General features: G+C 62.8%; 13 protein-coding genes. 7 read left to right on the forward strand and 6 right to left on the reverse strand.

The features are described 5' to 3' along the window. Positions 1-518: 518 nt before the first annotated feature. Positions 519-752, reverse strand: coding sequence for a DUF6894 family protein (locus tag FHS94_RS16405; RefSeq protein ID WP_184059862.1), 234 nt, complete (start codon positions 750-752; stop codon positions 519-521). Positions 753-1746: 994 nt separating this feature from the next. Here FHS94_RS16405 and FHS94_RS16410 point away from each other — a divergent pair. The 4 genes from FHS94_RS16410 to FHS94_RS16425 all read left to right on the forward strand — a co-directional run bounded on the left by FHS94_RS16410 (position 1747) and on the right by FHS94_RS16425 (position 5628). Beyond that, positions 1747-2475, forward strand: a complete 729-nt coding sequence (locus FHS94_RS16410; protein ID WP_184059864.1) for a Crp/Fnr family transcriptional regulator — start codon at positions 1747-1749, stop codon at positions 2473-2475. Between the two features lie 13 nt (positions 2476-2488). After that, the gene (locus FHS94_RS16415) at positions 2489-3154 is read left to right on the forward strand and encodes a dihydrofolate reductase family protein (RefSeq protein WP_184059866.1); all 666 of its coding nucleotides are present in this window, start codon (positions 2489-2491) and stop codon (positions 3152-3154) included. Positions 3155-3783: 629 nt separating this feature from the next. Next, positions 3784-4041 (forward strand): phosphatidylserine decarboxylase, encoded by a 258-nt coding sequence (locus tag FHS94_RS16420; protein ID WP_184059868.1) that lies wholly within the window; start codon positions 3784-3786, stop codon positions 4039-4041. 126 nt (positions 4042-4167) lie between these two features. Next, positions 4168-5628 carry a CHAD domain-containing protein gene (locus tag FHS94_RS16425; protein WP_184059869.1) on the forward strand — a complete coding sequence of 487 codons (1461 nt, stop codon included), beginning with the start codon at positions 4168-4170 and terminating at the stop codon, positions 5626-5628. Positions 5629-6010: 382 nt separating this feature from the next. On the opposite strand, the gene FHS94_RS16430 is transcribed toward FHS94_RS16425, so the two are convergent. Further along, entirely contained in the window at positions 6011-6244 is a 234-nt protein-coding gene (locus tag FHS94_RS16430; protein ID WP_184059871.1) for a hypothetical protein, read from the reverse strand. Positions 6245-6447: 203 nt separating this feature from the next. On the opposite strand from FHS94_RS16430, the gene FHS94_RS16435 reads away from it, so the two are divergent. After that, positions 6448-7218 carry a S1/P1 nuclease gene (locus FHS94_RS16435; protein WP_343055327.1) on the forward strand — a complete coding sequence of 257 codons (771 nt, stop codon included), beginning with the start codon at positions 6448-6450 and terminating at the stop codon, positions 7216-7218. Positions 7219-7428: 210 nt separating this feature from the next. Here the strand turns inward: FHS94_RS16435 and FHS94_RS16440 are convergent, their stop codons facing one another. After that, the gene (locus FHS94_RS16440; RefSeq protein ID WP_184059874.1) at positions 7429-8265 is read right to left on the reverse strand and encodes a TIGR00266 family protein; all 837 of its coding nucleotides are present in this window, start codon (positions 8263-8265) and stop codon (positions 7429-7431) included. Between the two features lie 311 nt (positions 8266-8576). On the opposite strand from FHS94_RS16440, the gene FHS94_RS16445 reads away from it, so the two are divergent. Both FHS94_RS16445 and FHS94_RS16450 read left to right on the forward strand, forming a co-directional pair. Next, positions 8577-10949: a TonB-dependent receptor domain-containing protein gene (locus tag FHS94_RS16445; protein ID WP_246348681.1), complete on the forward strand. Its 2373-nt coding sequence runs from the start codon at positions 8577-8579 to the stop codon at positions 10947-10949. Positions 10950-10951: 2 nt separating this feature from the next. Continuing rightward, on the forward strand, positions 10952-12274 hold the full coding sequence (locus FHS94_RS16450; protein WP_184059876.1) for an alkaline phosphatase family protein: 1323 nt from the start codon (positions 10952-10954) through the stop codon (positions 12272-12274). 20 nt (positions 12275-12294) lie between these two features. On the opposite strand, the gene FHS94_RS16455 is transcribed toward FHS94_RS16450, so the two are convergent. The 3 genes from FHS94_RS16455 to FHS94_RS16465 are packed head-to-tail and all read right to left on the reverse strand — an operon-like array spanning position 12295 to position 17557. After that, a complete protein-coding gene (locus tag FHS94_RS16455) occupies positions 12295-13371 on the reverse strand; it encodes a phytase (RefSeq protein ID WP_184059878.1) in 1077 nt (358 codons plus the stop codon). Beyond that, the gene (locus FHS94_RS16460) at positions 13371-14492 is read right to left on the reverse strand and encodes an alkaline phosphatase (protein WP_184059880.1); all 1122 of its coding nucleotides are present in this window, start codon (positions 14490-14492) and stop codon (positions 13371-13373) included. Before FHS94_RS16460 ends, FHS94_RS16455 begins: the two co-directional genes overlap by 1 nt. Then, the gene (locus tag FHS94_RS16465; RefSeq protein ID WP_184059882.1) at positions 14492-17557 is read right to left on the reverse strand and encodes a TonB-dependent receptor; all 3066 of its coding nucleotides are present in this window, start codon (positions 17555-17557) and stop codon (positions 14492-14494) included. Before FHS94_RS16465 ends, FHS94_RS16460 begins: the two co-directional genes overlap by 1 nt. Between the last annotated feature and the right edge of the window lie 148 nt (positions 17558-17705).

Here is a 17705-nt window from a genome sequence, read left to right on the forward strand (position 1 = left end):
TACTGGGGCGGCGACTGGTTCCCGCCGCCCTTTTTTCCTTGAGCGACAGACCTCCCGTCTCTTCGCTTAAGCTCACACCGGCCCTCGCTGAATCCGTCGAACCAGGCTTGGCGCTGCTCAGGCTCAAACCGGGGATGATGGAGGCAATCCGCAGCATAGCGAGCGTGCTAGAAGCCGTCGCCGGTTTCCCCTGATCTTGATTGGCTCTCACGAGCTCTCGTCGTCAGCGCCAGGTCCCTGTCGTTCCACGTTCGCGGCAGTCGCCTCCAGGTCCGCTGCGAACTGCTCAAGGGCACGCTGGGCACCATACCGCGCGAGCTCGGGCCTCGGGTCTCCAAGCACAGGCAGTCGGGCACACATCCGGGCCATGTTGGCCACGAGCCGCAGGGTATCAGGATCGGGGTAAGCCATAGCTTCGTGGATCCCGCGAGCGTGGCCGACCGCGAGTGCCGCGTTTCACCTCTGCCATTCGCCGCCTACCGTACTCACCACAAGCCAGCGGAGTATGATCTCCGCCATCAGGGGATGCTGGCGCGCAGAACCACGTCAAAGTGTCGCCGGTTCTTTGTGCCGTGCTCCAGCACCTCACAGACAAGTCGCTGGGCACGGTGCCCACACAAGGCCCGTTCTTCGGCCTTGAGGGATGCGGCATGAACCGTCGCTGCAACGGCTGCATCCATATCAGGGAAGGTGCAGCCCACCCCTGAGCCGGTTAGCTCGCCGTCATCAATGTGGATATCGAAGCGTGGCATAAGTCGAGCTAACGCTGGCTTCGAATGCACTCCACATCGAAGGTGACTTTCGGCCAGTACGTAGTTTCGCCCCGGCTAGGTTGCCCGCGTCGCTGCCGTGACGGCTCGGCGGGTCTTGCTTGGGCTCCACCGCTCACCAGATTTGCACCACCGCCCCTTAACTGCCGAACCGGGTTCATGTCTTGCCCGGCATACAGCGACAGTTGCTCTGCGGGCGATTTCAGGAGTGCTTCTGTGGAATACGAACAGGCTGCGGCGTTGATCGCGCAGCTAGGCAGCCCTGGCAGGGTTGTACGTCACATTGTACGTGAGATGCTGTCCGACCCGACGTCCGAAGAGGATCTGCGGTCGGTTGCGGCTGCATGCCACGAGCTTTTTACCGCTACGCTCCAGTGATCGGCCGGCGAGGGTGAGGCTGATGAGTGAGCAGTCGATCTCCTCTCCACCTTCGATCAGTTCCGCGAATTACCTCACGGTTGGAGCAGGACCGATGACCCGCGCGCCAGAGCCGCAGAGGCATTCACGCACGTACTCGCCTGTGAACATGTCTTCCGCGGCGAGCAGAATGGTGCGACCGGTAAGTGCTTCGGATCAAGCATGACGCCGGTGTGCCAAAGTAGGTACGCTCGCAGCGATAATCTCGATCAAGGTACAGCTATTCCACTGCGCTCGTGTATACCTTCGGGAGGGGTGCCAAGCATGCGGCCAATAACAGGTCGTAGCACGGGCGAATTTTAGGGGAGGACGGCAGTGGAGCGTGTCGCGCCAGCTATCTTGATCTGCGTTGTAGCCCTGTTCGTTGGCTGGTGGGTCTTGCTCCGAGTGATCCGGCCCCGCGGGTAACCCCAAACCGTCTGATCGCATCAGCGCCGATCTTCGAGCGTCAAGGTGAGTTTCTCTGCGCCAGCTCGAATTGTCGACGGTTGCCGGCACTCGTTGTGCGGTGTGCGAAGATAAGGCACTCTCTCGGAAAACAAATCTGGGGAGGTCTAACTTGGCGCTTACCCGCTTTGTCGAGCAGCTTGAGAGGCTTGGCCCTTTGTCGGAGCCAGAGAGGCAGACCTTGCGCTCTCTACCGGGGCGTTTTCTGGACGCGCCAGCCAACCTGGACTTCGCGGACGGGATCTCATCCAGTTCCGAACGCATCCTGGTCGTCGTGGATGGTCTGCTGGCCAGCTGTTACGACACGGTGGAGGGAGAACGTCAGCTCACCGCGCTACACGTGCCAGGAGATCTGTGCGACCTGAACACCCTGATCCTGGCGTCAGGGCCGTTGTGTCTGACGGCACTAGCCCCGAGCAGGGTATTCGCGGTTGCTCGTGGCGCGTTCATCGACGCGATGCAGCGCCACCCGGGATTGATCGGGATATTCTGGCGTTATTCGTCCAGTCGCGTGCTGATCCTGAACGAGCGGATCGTCAGCCTGGGCAGTCGCGATGCAAGGCAGAGTCTTTGCCATTTAATTTGCGAACTTGCCGTCCGGCAGGGTTTGCCGCCTGGCATGGATACCGGATTCTTTCACTTGCCGATGAAACAGCATCAGCTCGCTAGCATCCTGGGTCTCACCTACGTGCACGTGAATAGAACGCTTCGGGCGCTCCGGGAGGACAGACTGGTGCTTTTCCAGCGTCAGACCGTCACAATCACAGATTGGGCGAGGCTGACTCACGAAGCGAGTTTCGATCCGGGGTATCTGATGAGCTATCTGCCCGAGGGACAATGAGGAAGGATCTAGTATGCGCAAGCTGACCGGTGCGGCGTTCACATCGATCGACGGCGTGGTGCAGGCGCCCGGAGGACCGACCGAGGACCCGACCGGCGGCTTCGACCAAGGCGGCTGGGTCTTCGGTGTCGGCGACGACGTGATCGATCCGGTGCTCGCAGACCTGTTTGATCCGCCCTATGCGCTGCTGCTCGGGCGGCGGACCTACGACATATTCGCGGCATACTGGCCGTTCGTCGAGGGTGAGATGGCCGGCATGGGCGAGGCGCTGACAGCGGCCGACAAGCATGTCCTGACCCATGGTGACCAGCCGCTCGATTGGGCTAACAGCTACCGCCTTGAAAGCATCGCTGCGGTTAGCGCGCTGAAGGAGAGCGCAGGCCCCGATCTGCTCATCCAGGGGTCTTCGACGCTCTACCCGCCGCTGCTCGCTGCCGGACTGATCGACGAGCTGGTGCTGATGACCTTTCCCGTCGTGCTCGGCGTGGGCAAGCGCCTCTTTGGCGATGGCACACTGCCGGGCGCACTACGGCTGCTTGACCAACAAGTTGGCGCAAAAGGCGTCATTGTCACGCGTTGGGTACCGGCCGGACCAGTCCCGAGGGCCGACCACCCCCGCCCAAGCACCAGCGCGGCGGAGGTCGAGCGCCAGCATCGCATGGCGGCAGGAACTTGGTAATCAGGTGATGCGCTCTGCCTAACTCCATCGCGAACTCTACCTTAATGCTCGAAAGCCAGAACCGGATGCCGGCAGCGGCAGACAAGCGCGCGAAATTACACCTTGAAATTAAGTTGTTATCTTAGCCTGTGCCCACAACAATGGCTTAACCGATCGACGTAAGTGCTGATCGGCTCGGGATCCAGCAACAGGTTGCCCGTGACATTGAAGAAGTGAGCCAGGACGTCGCGCCAGAGGCTGCGATGGACCAGATCGCAGAGCGGCAATCAGGATACGAGCTCTTGGTCCGACTCTCGGGCAGGCGGGGCGTATTCAATTCCCCGGCGGCCGCACCGACCCAAAGCCGGACGCTCAGCAACAATTGCCGCATCCCGAAAGCGGACGCTTGTTCATCTTGAACTATGGCCAGTCTCGCCCGCTACGCCACGCCCGCTGAATGACTTGGACTCCTGGTAACCTCGCTCACAGCTTAGCCATCATGACAAAGCTCGGGCGACCTCAGGGCGGTCCGTGCTTTTGCCGCTTGCCTGAGCGACAAAGCCGTCGGCGCGAACGAGCAGGGCCTACAAGCCTGACAAGTCGCGCCTGTTCTGCCGAAACGAGCGCGTCATTATTGAAGCGCGAGTTGGATGCTTATCGTCACCATCGCAGCGATCCTGGTCGCCAGCATCCGCCTGAACTTCGCCGACACCGGTGCAATGGCACGCGCGCCCAGCCCCAAACGCCGCGCGCTAAACGTCACGCTTGGTAAAGGGGCGGAGATGGGGTGGTTCGAGCATGGCTCAACGATCATCTGCTTCGTTCCGAGTGGCGTAGTGCTTGCACCGGGCTTGTGCGAAGACGAGTCGATCAGGGCCGGGCAAAGGATGACACAGCTGACCAGCTGACTCATTAGACGATCCCGGCCCGACTACCCGCCCGGCAGCCCCCGACGACGTTGAAAACCACGGAGTGGATCGATCCAGCCTCGTTAGTTATTCTCTTGCAGGGATAAGTTGGAGTTGCCGGGTCACGTGTCAGCGGGTGAAGATGTTGAGGTCGAGCTGAAACTCGACCTCCCTACAGGAAATCTGAACGACTTTGCCGCAAGTCGTGCTTTGAGCGGCATCGCCGCTCAGGACCGCGGATTGTTTGCGACCTATTTCGATACGCCCGGCCAGGATCTTCGAGCCGCCGGCGCATCGTTACGCGTGCGGCGCACAGGTGAGCAATACGTTCAAACTATCAAGGCAAATGCCAGCTCGGCAGTTGGCATGTTCGCGCGTTCGGAATGGGAACACGACGTTGCTGGGCCGGCACCAGAACTGGACGCGGCCTCGCCCCTGCATGCGCTGATATCCGGCGATGTCCTGGCGCACATAATCCCTGTGTTCACGGTCGCGGTTGCCCGTCGCCAGTGGAATGTTGAGCACGGAGGGGCGATCATCGAGATAGTTGCAGACGTGGGCGCAGTGTCAGCGGCGGGCCGCAGCACTGCCGTGTCAGAAGTCGAACTGGAGTTGAAACGGGGGCGCCCAGCCGCCTTGTTCGGACTAGCTCGCGATCTTGGGCGCGATCTCCCCTTGCGAGTCGGTGTCCTGACGAAGGGGCAGCGCGGTTATCGACTGCTCGAAACCGTGAGCGCAGCCTCGGTAAAAGCCGAACGCCTCACACTGAGGTCGGACGCAACTGCAGCAGAGGCGTTCGCAAGTATCGCGGATGCGTGCCTGCGCCAATTTCGATTGAACGAGGACATTCTTCGGCGCGACCCGCAAGCCGCCGCTCTCCACCAGGCTCGCGTGGCGTTGCGTCGCTTGCGATCAGCTCTTTCCCTGTTCAAGCCGATCCTGGCCGACGCTAAATTTGAGCACCTTGCGGGCGAGCTGCGCTGGCTTGCGGGTTCGCTCGGCGAGGCCCGCGATCTGGACGTTCTCGTGGCTCGAGTAGGCGACGAACCCGACGAGGCGATCGTCGCCGCGCACAGGATTGCCTACTCGGAAGCCTTGGCGGCTCTGGACTCGCAACGTGCGAGGGATCTGTTTCTAGACTTGGTCGAATGGGCCATCCTGGGTGAGTGGCGGACCCAGCCGGTAAAGCCAGAAACGGTAAATGAGCGCGCGGACCTCTTCGCCGCCCAAGTGTTGGGACGGCTACGCCGACGCTTGAAGCGCCGCGGGCGCGACCTGACCCGGCTTGACGACGCGGAACGCCATCGTGTGCGTATCCTGGGTAAGAAGTTGCGTTACGCGGCCGGCTTCTTTGAATCGCTGTATGCGGGGAAAGAGGCACGCCAGCGCTTCAGGGCTTTTCTCAAACGAGTGGAAGCTCTGCAGGACCACCTTGGCGAGCTTAACGACGTCGCGACCGCACCCGCCTTGGTCGCCCGTGTTGGACTGAAGGTAAATGATTTCTCGCCCCCCGGGCACCGCGGGAGTTTTCTGGCTAAGGCCGAGCGGGCTTATCGGAAGTGGGTAGATGCAAAGCCTTTCTGGTGAAGATATAACGCGAGCGCGACCCCTTATTCGGTCCTCCCTCCTTCAGCCCCGGCAGTTCCCTCCCATCGCCGAGTTCAGGGCTGGTTGCCGCCTACGCTAAGCGGTGCGTCTGCTCTGAGGCAGCCCACGGGCTAGCGATACTCACCAGAGAAGACCCTTAGTCTTGCCGGATAGGATACGCAGGCTTTGCGCGGCTTCTTGCTCACTGCTGAACACCATGTCGAGCCACCGGTCATGCCGCACAGAGTACAACCCCCATTGGGCTTTTAGTTCAGGCTCAACTCGGCGAGCAACGGTCCACGAGTCATCAGGCGACATGACGCCTTTATGACAGCTGATCCTTCAAACGTCTTGTACCTATGTCGGACAAGGGGCCTGCTGATCAGGCGCCGTTGAGAGCGAGCGCCGCAGATCGCAACGCAAACACGCGGTCTGCCGCGCCCACCGGCAATTCCCCCCAGGAGAAAGCAGAACGGTGCCGAGCGCTCTCCGCCCAGATGCGGGCAGCCAGGTGGGTGAGCTGGTCGCAGGTCGCGGGTACGCCGCTTGCCACACAGGCTACTAGCTCGTCCGCGATAAAGGGGCTGGCACTCTTCACAGCAGCATCTCCGACCATGGCGGCCCTGCTAGCTCAATGCTGTGTCAGCGCGATGACATGCTGGCCGACTGGAGGCTTTCACGACACCAATGGCTCATTAAGGGGTCGTGAGGCGCGACCCGAACAGGTGATCCGCGCTAAGTCGACCCTTGTCATACCATTGCAGTGTTTCGCCTTATAGCGGCACCATGCTGCGTCACTCCTTTGATACTCTGTTGGCCTTGGCTGCAGCCCTAACGCCCGTCCCTGCACTGGCCTGGGGCAAGACCGGGCACCGCGTCATCGGCAAGCTCGCTGAGCCGTACCTCTCCGTACCGGCCAAGGCGGGCGTGAAGCGGATCCTCGGGGCCGAGACCATGGCCGAAGCGTCGAACTGGCCCGATTTCATGCGCTCGGATCCGAGCGACTTTTGGCAGCATACCGCTAGTCCTTGGCATTACGTGACCGTGCCAGCGGGCAAGGCCTATGCGGAGGTGGGCGCACCGGCTGAGGGCAACGCCTTTACGGCGTTAGAGCATTTCTCGGCCGTCATTCGGGACCCCAATGCGTCGAAGGTCGACAAGCAACTCGCGCTCCGCTTCGTGATCCACATCGTCGGCGACCTGCATCAGCCGTTGCACGCGGGCAACGGCACCGACAAGGGCGGCAATGACACAAAGGTGACCTTTATGGGCCGCCCTACGAACTTGCATGCGCTCTGGGACTCAGGGCTAATCGGTGAGGAGCAGCTATCCTACTCGGAGATGGCCGACTGGTTAGGCGCCCGGATCACGCCAGCGCTCGCGAAGAGTTGGTCCGTACCCGATCCAACTGCCTGGATTGCGGAAAGTGCGGCCTTGCGCGACCGCATCTACCCATCAGTCGGCGATACCTCGCTCTCTTACGGCTATGTTTACGCCCACACCGGCGAAATGGAGCTCAGGCTCGAACAGGGCGGAGTCAGATTGGCAGCCTATCTGAACCGATTGTTCGCCGGAGCCGTCGAGCGCTGAATGAGCTCGACGATGCGACCTCCAATGGCGCTCTGGGGCTACATCTTATTGGGTGCGCTCCTGATCATTGCATCGGGCGCCCGAGCAGTGGCTGGCGCCGCAATTGGCTGGGCCGCCGACCGACTCTGAGGGTTTACAGATCAGCCTATCAGAGCCGCGGCCATAGCTAAGGGCCGATCAGTTCGATCAGTAGTAGAATCCGAGTACACGCTACTCGTTGCCACCAATCAGATTCCCTAGGCCGCCCAACACGGAACCTTCACCCCGGTTCTGACCGCCATAGCCGCCCGCCGCTGCGAGCATCCGGCCAGCCAGGCGCGAGAAGGGCAATGACTGGATCCATACTTTGCCCGGCCCGGCCAGTCGGGCGAAGAACAAACCCTCACCGCCGAACAGAACGCTCTTCACGCCACCTGCTGTAACAAGGTCGAACTCGACGCTTGGGGTGTAGGCAGCAAGGCAGCCAGTGTCGACATGGATCTCTTGGCCGGGCGCCAGTTCGCGCTCCACGACGGTTCCTCCCATCTGGACGAACACCCAGCCGTCGCCTTCGAGCTTCTGCATGACAAAGCCCTCACCACCGAACAGGCCAGTCATGACCCGCCGCTGGAAGTGAACACCGATCTGCACACCCTTCGCCGCCGCAAGGAAGGCGTCCTTTTGACAGATCAGTTGACCTCCGACATCCGGCAGGCGGATCGGCAGGATGGCGCCAGGCGTCGGCGAAGCGAAGGCAACGCGCGCCTTGCCCCTTCCATGATGGGTGAACACGGTCGTGAACAGGCTCTCGCCGGTCACCAGCCGCTTTCCGGCACCGAGCAGCTTCCCCATGAAGCCGCTACCCTCCCCGCCTGATCCGTCACCGAACACAGTGGTCATATCCACGCTGGCATCTTTCCACACCAACGCTCCAGCCTCTGCGACGGCGCTCTCGCCCGGATCCAGCTCGATCTCCAGGAACTGAAGCTCCTCGCCCTTGATCTCGAAATCGATATCGTCAGCGACGCTGCTGCTACGAGTATGCTGCCATGGGCTCTGAAAGGGCATCGGCTGAAGCTCCCGGATTGGTCGCTCTTGCGATAGCGCCTGCTCGCCTGCTGGGGAAGCTGACCTCATGTGCAGCCTTCGCTTCGGAGCGTTCAGGGCTCGTGATCGCTGACCTGCGATTCGTCATGGCGGCGACTTCCGAAGACCCCTAACCGCTCTGGAAGCCTGAAAAGGCGAAGTGGTCGAAGCATAAATGCCTTTACGCAGCTCGGCGCACGATCGTCATCAAGGAGACGCGAAGCGGTCGCTGCATTGTAACGCGAGACCGTCACCAACGCCCCCCGGGGCGCTACGCCCTTCGGGGGAAGAAGATGAAGTCGCGCGTCCTGCTGACCGGCGTTGCCGTAATGGCGATCCTTGCAGCGCAAGCAGCCGGGGCCCAAGAGCTGGCCCAGAGCACGGCGTCCAGCGAACAAGCCTCAACCTCGGTCGATAGCCCGGCCGATCAACCGGCCGAACGAGACGTGGTCGTCCTCGGCTTCGGACAAAGCCGCCAGGTGCAGACGGTCACCGCTGCTGACCTGGAACGGCTGACGCCGGGAACCTCGCCACTGAAGGCGATCTCGAAGCTGCCCGGGGTCAACTTTCAATCGTCCGACGCCTTTGGCGCCTATGAATGGTCGACGCGCATATCGCTGCGCGGGTTCAACCAGAACCAGCTCGGTTTCACTCTCGACGGCATCCCACTTGGCGACATGAGCTACGGAAACGTCAACGGGCTCCATATCAGCCGTGCCAGCATCTCCGAAAACCTGGCGGCGACCACGGTGGCGCAGGGTGCAGGCGCGCTCGGGACGGCGTCGACCAGCAATCTCGGCGGCACGATCCAGTTCACCAGCCGGGCGCCATCCGATACCGCCGATCTTGTCGCATCGGGCACGTACGGGAGCGAGGACACGATCCGCGCGTTCGTCCGGGCGGAGAGCGGCGATCTCGGCGGCGGCCTCAAGGGCTATTTGAGCTACGGCTATCTCACCACGGATAAGTGGAAGGGATATGGCACGCAGCGCCAACATCAGGTGAACGGCCGCGTGGTCAAGGAGATCGGCGACCGCGGCAGCATCACCGGCTTCGTCAACTTCTCCGACCGGCGCGAGAACGACTACCAGGATCTGAGCTACGACATCATTCGCCGTCGTGGCCTCAGCAACGACAACATCACCAACGACTATCCGCTCGCGCTGCAGATCGGCCGAGTGTACGCGAACCAGAACGCTCGCGCGGCAAGTGCCACTGCGGCTCTCCCCTACCCCAGTGCGGGGTTAGCGTTGCCAGCCGGCATTGGAACGGTCGATGACGTGTACTTCGACGCGGCCGGCGTTCGTCGCGACTGGTTGGGCGGTTTCACATTCGACGCCCATCTGACGGATGCGCTGTCGCTCGTGTCGACTAGCTACTACCACCACAACAAGGGCCAGGGTTCCTGGATCACGCCGTACGTGAATACTCCCGTTGGTGCGCCGGACGGCCATGGCGGGACGATCACCACGGCGTCTCCACTCGGCTTCCGCACAACTGAATACGGGATCGACCGGGCGGGCAATCTCACCCGCGTCACGCTTGATACCGGGCCCAACCGGCTCGAGGTCGGCGGCTGGTATGAGAGCAATAGCTTTACCCAGGCGCGCCGCTTCTACGGTATGACAGCCGACAGCACGCCCAACCGCGACGCCCGCGATTTCCAATCGGACCCGTTCTTCACCCAATGGGATGGCAAGTACGACACTGAGACGCTTCAGTACTACGTTGCCGACACCTTTGACCTCGGCCGGCTGACGCTGAACGGCGGCTGGAAGGGCATGCGAGTGCGCAACCAGGCTAACCTGAAGGTGGGATCGCTGGTCGCTGGCCGGATCGAGGCACGCGACTGGTTCCTGCCGCAGGTCGGCGTGCTGTTCCGCCTAGGCGGCGGGGCGGAGCTGTTCGCGAGCTATACCGAGAACATGCGGGCTTTCGTCTCCTCGGCGACCAGCGGCCCGTTTGCGACGACCCAGGTCGGCTTCGATGCCATTCGGTCAACGCTGAAGCCCGAGACGTCAAAGACCGCGGAGGGCGGCGTTCGCCTTCGCACCGGTGGCCTCCAGCTATCGGCGGTAGCCTATTATGTCGACTTCTCCAATCGATTGCTCACCTTCTCCAACGGCGCCGGCATCGTCGGCAATCCACCGACGCTCAACAACGCCGGCGACGTCGAGAGCTACGGAGGCGAACTTGCCGCTAGCTACCGTGTGCTGCCCCCGCTCACGCTGTTCGCCAGCTATTCGTACAACAAGGCGACCTATCAGGACGACGTCAGGAACGCCGCGGGCACAGTGCTGACGGCAACCGCGGGCAAGAAGGTCGTCGATACGCCCGAACACATGGGCAAGGGCGAGATCGTGTATGACGATCGCCGCTTTCTGGCGCGGGTCGGCGCTGACTACATGTCACGTCGTTATTTCAGCTACCTCAACGACCAGTCGGTCGGGTCGCGAGTGCTGGTGGACGCGAGCATCGGCTACCGCCTTCGTGATGTCGGCGGCGTGCTGGAAGGACTGGCGATTGAGGGCAGCGTGACCAACCTCACGGACAAGAAGTATATATCGACGATCGGTAGCAACGGTTTCACCGCCAGTGGGGACAACCAGACCTTGCTCGCCGGCGCGCCCCGCCAGTGGTTCGTGACGCTACGCCGGGGCTTCTGACCATGCGCTCGTCTACCATACTGGCCGCCGTCGCCGCGCTGCTGGCTGCATCACCGGTGGCGGCCTCTCCGGTCATCTTGATCTCGCTCGACGGGCTGCGGCCGGATGATGTCGCAAAAGCGAAGGCACGCGGGCTGAAGCTGCCGGCGCTGACCGCTCTGGCAGCCGAAGGCGCAACTGCCGACGGCGTCATTGGTGTGCTACCGACCCTCACCTATCCCAGCCACACGACGCTGGTGACGGGCGTGTCGCCATCACGGCACGGCATTGGCAATAATCTGACCTTCGATCCCGAGGGCAAGAACCAGGGCGGCTGGTATTGGTACGCCGCCGATGTACGCGCCGAGACCTTGTGGCAGGCTGCGCACAAGGCCGGTCTTCGCACGGCGAATGTCCATTGGCCGGTAACGGTGGGCGCTTCCGGGGTCGACGCTAACTTGCCCCAGATCTGGCGTACGGGCACCGCCGACGACCCAAAGCTCTTGGCGGCGCTGGCGACCCCTGGCCTCGTGGCCAGGCTAGAGAAGCAGGTTGGCGCCCCTTACCCGCAGGGTATCGACGAGAGCGTCGGGGGCGATGCGGGTCGTGTTCGGTTTGCTAAAGCGCTGTTGGCCGACAAACCGCAGTTTACTACCGTCTACATGGCCGGGATAGATCATGCCGAGCACCATGGCGGTCCTGGATCGCCGGAAGCCAGCGCCGCGATCGAGCAGACCGACGCACTGGTGGGCGACCTTGTCGCGGCCGCCCGCCAAGCGATGCCCGACATCACCGTTGTGCTGGTGTCGGACCATGGCTTTCTTCCGATCTCGACCGACATCAACCTGTTCAGGCCCTTTCTGGATGCCGGGCTGATCACGCTCGGTGCTGACGGCAAAGTCGCGTCGTGGGAGGCGATGCCCTGGCTGGCCGGAGGCTCTGCGGCGGTCCGGCTGGCCCGGCCAAGTGACGCGGCCCTGGTCAGCAGGGTGCGCAAAATGCTCGACACAATGGCGAGCGACCCGGCCTATCATATCACCAGGATCCTAGACCGAACGGCCGTAGTTCAACAGGGTGGAGCGAGTGAGGCCAGCTTCTTTATCGCAATGGCTCCCGGCTTCGAGACCGGGCGCGACCCGGCTGCTCCCGTCGCCCAGCCTGCAACATACAAAGGTATGCACGGTTACCTTCCCTCGGAGCCGGCCATGCGGTCCACGCTGATCGTGGCGGGGCCCGGGGTGAAGCGCGGGAGCCTAGGCGTGGTCGACATGCGCGCGATCGCGCCGTCTATCGCCCGGATTCTAGGTGTGACCCTGCCTGGCACGGAGATGAAGTCGGTCTTCTAGGTGCGATCGAGACCTTTGCGTCACCGGACGCGCTGGACGGCGCGCCAGTCGACCAACTTGAAATTCTGCGTGCGCGGAGCGTTGTCGCCGTCCTGGGCGACCATCAGGCCACTGGGGAAATCCGGCCCAAAGTCGCCTAACGCGACCTCAATCCCATCCGTTTCGCTGGTCGCACCCAGCCGACCCGCGCCGATCCGGAAACGACCGACAAAGCGATTATCCGCGATATCGAAGAGAGCGTACGCGTTGTCGCCCTGGCTCGAGGCGACGAGCAGGGTACGACCGTCTGGCTCCGCCGCAAGCGCGAGGCCTTCGACATCGGCGACCAGTTGCCGCCCGTCGACGCTTGCGACCCGAACAGGTACGCTGCTCCCAGTCGGGCGGGCGTCGAACCGCCAGATGCCGACATCCTCCTCCGCCACGTAAAGGCGTTGGCTGCGCTGATCGACCACGCAACCCTCTGATTGCGTACCGAGCTTCATGGTCCTGACCACCCGCCCGCTCGGGACCACGCCAGCGAGGTCGAGCGCGACCTGCCGAATCGTGCCGTCCTTCAGGACCAGGAACGCATCCACCTCGCCCTCATGGCTTGATAGGCACATACCATAAGCTTCGCCCGGTCCAGCGGCCACCGCGCCGATCCGCTCTAGACGCGCCGACGCTGTATTCAGCCGATAGAGCGCCACCTTGGCCGCGCTCACGTCGTTGCGGTCCGACGCGGCAACCAGCACGCCCGGCCGGCCGGCGATGGTCGTTTCGATCAAGTCAACATTGTTCACGCGTCCTGCGTCGACGAAGTGTCGTTGCCGACCCGTCAGTCCATATACGTTGAGCCCTGCCCGCTTGTCGGTCGCGACGATGAGGCTGGCCGATGGCGTGACCGGGTTGCGCCAAATTGCCGGGTCATCGGCAGCATCGGCATTGGCCGTCGCCACAGCCTCTGTCTCACCTACTGCGGTGACGATGGGCGCCGGATTGCCGGCCGCGATAGCCGCCCAGTCCACTCCCCGGCCGGTTGTGGGCGTAATGGTAGCGCAACCGGTCGTCAGCACGAAGGCCAGCCCCGGCGACAAGCCTGAGCGGCGCAAGCTCGGCATCAGCTGTCTGCTTTCCAGCCGAAAGCCGCCATCATGATCTCGAACAGGCGTGTATTCGGGAGAAAGCCTCGCACCCGCTCGGCACCGGGCCCAGTTGCGGCGGCGATCACCTCCTCGCCGGTGTGGCCGTCCTCGACACTTACCACTTGGTTGGATGCCGTCGTAACGCCCGGCTCGGCCGCTTCCTCCGCAATCTGCTGTGCGAGCGGCGTTCCTCGCTTGCCGCCGCCCATGCGCAGGCCGAAGCTGTGATCGGCGGTGAACAGGATCAGCGTGTCCTTACCCGCGACGGCGCTGATCCGGCGGATCATGTCGTCCATTTCCACGACGTGACGCAGCCCTTTGTCGAGCTTGTCGGTGTGCATGTCCCATTCGACCATCAGGAAATAGCCCTTGGGATTGCGGGCAAGCTGGCGCACCGTCGCCTCGACCGCGGGCGTCGGCGCGTAATCCGCATCGCGCAGCACTGCTGCCCGGCCTGCCTGCCCCATGATCGCCGGATCGTCGCTGAACCGGTATCCTGCCGCCGTGAACGCCTGTTCGGCCGTGGTCTGGCGCGCCGCAAACGACGCGATCGCGTCGGCACGGCCCTTACCGATCAGGATATCGACGCCGTTGCCGAAACGCGGCGCAAGGATCTGCCGGAAGATATCGTCCTTGTTCTTGCGCGAGGCGACATGGGCATAACAGGCGGCGGGCGTCGCATCCCAGATCGGCATGTTGGTGACGACCCCGGTCGAGAGCCCGCGCTGTTCGGCGTATTCCAGCAGCGTCTTGACGGGGGTCACATCACCTTTCGCGGCACTCGGCACCACCGACACCATCGCGTTGTTGGTCTTCTTCCCAGTCATGATCGCCGTCATGCCGGCAGCGGAGTCAGTCACCCAGCTATCGAGCGAAGACGTGTCGGACAGCCCAACATTCGGCATCGTGTGGATGAACAACGATTGCGGCCGATCATGTGCAAGGATGCCCCCTGCGCTGATGGTCGGCACGCCGCCGGCATCGCCCAGGAAGACGATCACATTACGCGCGTGGTGGCCTTGTGCGGCCGCAGGGCCGCCCGCCAGCGCCGCCAGGGCGACACTAGCGAACAGTCGACGAAGAATTTTATCGGTCATCAAAAGGTCACCCGCACACCGCCGGTATAACGCCGGCCAAAGGTTTCATGCTCGATCGTATATTGGCTGCTGCCGACGTAGCGCCGGCCGGGGCCGTCCAACAGGTTAGAGAAGTCTCCATACACCTCCACATTCGGCGTGAGCTGGTAGCGGATCGATGCATCGAGCTCGTCATCCTTGGCCCAGAAGAAGTCGCCGCCGTCGACGCCCCGGTTCACGCCGTTGATGACCGCGAAGCTGCCTAGGCCGTCCAGCCAGGCCGAGCGGTTCTGATATGAGATGCGAGCGGAAAAACCATATCTCTCGTAATAGCCGATCAGGTTGTACACCGCGTCGGACGTGCCCGGCAGCTTGACGCGGCGGCCATCCGGCGTCGTGGCGCGGCTGTGGTTCAGCGTGGCGTTGAGTTGGACGCCGAAGCCGCCGATCCAGTCGGGCAGGCCGAGGTCGGCCACGAACGGATCGAGCTGCTGCTGGATAGCGGCCTCAAGGCCATAGATCTCACCATCGCCGCCATTGGTGATCGTCGAATAAACGTACTGCGACCGGTCCACGCCGCCGAAGTTCAGCGCCGCGCTGTTGAACGTGCCGGTGAAGTCGAACAGGACGTCTCGCACATCCTTGTAGAAGAGACCAACCGACAGGAAGCCGCGCGGCTGGGTGTAGTATTCGACGTACAGATCGACGCCGCGAGCCTTTTCGGGCTTGGCTTGCGGATTACCACCCGACACGGTCAGGTTTGCGTCGTTAAAGGTAAGGTTGGGGCGAAGCTGGTCGTAATCGGGCCGGGCCGCGCCCGTATTGAAGGACAGGCGCGCGCGCATTCGCTTGTTCACGTCCCAATTGAAGTGAAGGCTGGGGTAGACCAGCGTGCTATCGCCCTTCACCTCAACAGGCGTGATCGCGTTGGTAGCGCCGTTGATCGCGAAGGCTCGGCTGTCGTTGCGCACATGCTCGACACGTGCGCCGCCGATAATGCTGCCCCATGGCACGGTCGCGGTTGCCATCGCGTAACCGGCATACACTTTCTCCTGCACGTCATAGTAGTTGGCAGGAACGAAGGCATAGGGCGCAACCGTTGCCGCGCGGTCGACCAGCCCCATGATCTGGTCGCGGCCGAAATACTGGAAGGTGTAGCCGAGCGGGATCTCGCCCTGGAAGCCGCCGGGGATGCTGATCGCTGAGAAGCTGTTCGAAATGCCTGCTGCGGTGAAGGTGGCGGCACTGCTCACGTCCAGCAGATATTCTTTCGAAGTCTTGGTGCGATCGTCAAAGCGCAGGCCCGCTTGGAAGGTGACCGGAGCGTCGAAAAGGCTGACCGCGCGCGAAACGTCGAGCTTCGCCGTATAGGCGTCGGTCACGTCCTTCGCCCGCAGCGAGCGCAATCGCAACAGGGTGCGCGGGAAGTCCTCGATCGAGGTTACCCGGTCGCCGCGGCCCAGTGCACCGTTGGTGGCCCGCGTCGTCCGGAACAGCTCCACGCGCGCCAGCTGCGGATCGGTCAAGTCGTAGCCGACGGTCAGGCGATTGCCCGCGCTCGCCCCATTGGTGCCAAAGCCCGGCGAGTCATAGTTGAGCTGTGCAGGCTGGCTTCGATCGTCAATCGAGCGAGTGTAGTTGCCGCGCCAGTTGACCTTCCAATCGCCCAATTCGTGATCGCCACCCACCGTGTTGGTGAACACGGATTGTTTGTACGCACGGACGGTGAAGTTGGAGTTCAGATCGATGCCATACACGGTGCCCCGTAGCGGCGCGTTTCCCGTGCAGACATCCGCATAGCCGGTCGTGTTGGAAGCAGGGAGCGGGTTGGCGGCACAGGCTGTCGTGCCGTTAGGCGTGCGCGACTGCTGGTCGTCGAGGTCGAAAATGTAGTTGCTGCGCTGCTCGTCGTCCTCAAACGCCGAATAGATCGTTTCAGCGAAGAGGCGATTGTCGCTGTCGGGCCGGTAGTCGAGACGGGTCGAGAGGGAGTAGTTCTGGCGGGTCAGGCGATACAGCTTGTTCTCGGTCTCGCGTGCCCAGATTCGGTTCTCAAATCCGGGCCGGCGGTCCTGCTCGACGGCTTCCCAATCGGTCTCGAAATTGTCGGTGACCATGTGCCGGCGATAAAGGCTTGCCGAAGAAGTCAGGCCGAAGTCGCCGATGCCCGTCTCGAAGCGATCGGAATAGACGAGCGAGGTTTCATATTCGGTCTTCTTACCGAGCTCGACATAGCCGACCCCACCCTTGGCCTGCAGCTTGGCGCCGGGATAGTCGAAAGCAGAGCGGGTGATGATGTCGATATTGCCCGCGATCGTTTCGCCGGTCATGTCCGGAGTCACAGCCTTGCGTACCACGATCTGCGACGCGATCGCCGACGGAATTGAGTCAAAGCGCGCGTCGCGGCCCTCCGGGCTCACGACGTTGATGCCGTCAAATGACAAGGTCGTCCAGTTGATCGGCGAACCACGCAGGTTGACGTAGCGCGCTTGGCCCTGGTCACGCTGCACGGCGACACCCGGAAGACGGCTGACAGCTTGGGCGACATTCTGGTCGGGCAGACGGCCGATCGAGTCGGACGCAATCACCGAAACGAGCGACGGGCTGGTGCGCTGCGCCTGAAGAGCGGCGGCTTCCGATTCCGCGATCGGGCGCGATCCGGTGACCACCACGTCGCCGAGCGCTTCGGTGGTGGTGTTCATTGCCACGTCCGCGATGCCGGGCTGATCGGCAGCGACCGTCAAAGGCTGGCGCACGTCGGGATAGCCAACGTAGCGGACGACCATTTCATAGGTGCCGGCCGGCAGCGACAGGAACTCGTAATGGCCCGAACGATCGGCCACCGCGGACAGACCTAGAGAGGGTATCTCGACTGACGCACCGTCCAGATAGGTGCCACGCCCGGCATCGCTGATCGTTCCGCTCACCCGGCCCGCGCCCTGCCCGGCATCAGCGCTGGAGGGCGCAGGCGACTGCTCCTGCTGCGCCAGTGCGGGCTGCGTCACGAGCGCTATGGCAGTGCCCGTGAGCAGCGTGCGCGCGATCAGGGCCGCGCAGCGAGGCCGCGCAGCGAAATGGTTGCTCATGTAATGTCCCCCGTGCCGACGGTGCCGTTGGCTTATGGAGCCGGTACCGACAGCGCGTGACAGCGATGTTACGCGGCTGTTCCGGAATGATGACAGACCTGACGCGAGCGGCGAGAGCAATTTCAGCCAGTCCGAACGTGGTCAGCAG

The sequence above is a fragment of the Sphingomonas aerophila genome (genome assembly GCF_014199305.1).
GTDB lineage: Bacteria > Pseudomonadota > Alphaproteobacteria > Sphingomonadales > Sphingomonadaceae > Sphingomonas > Sphingomonas aerophila.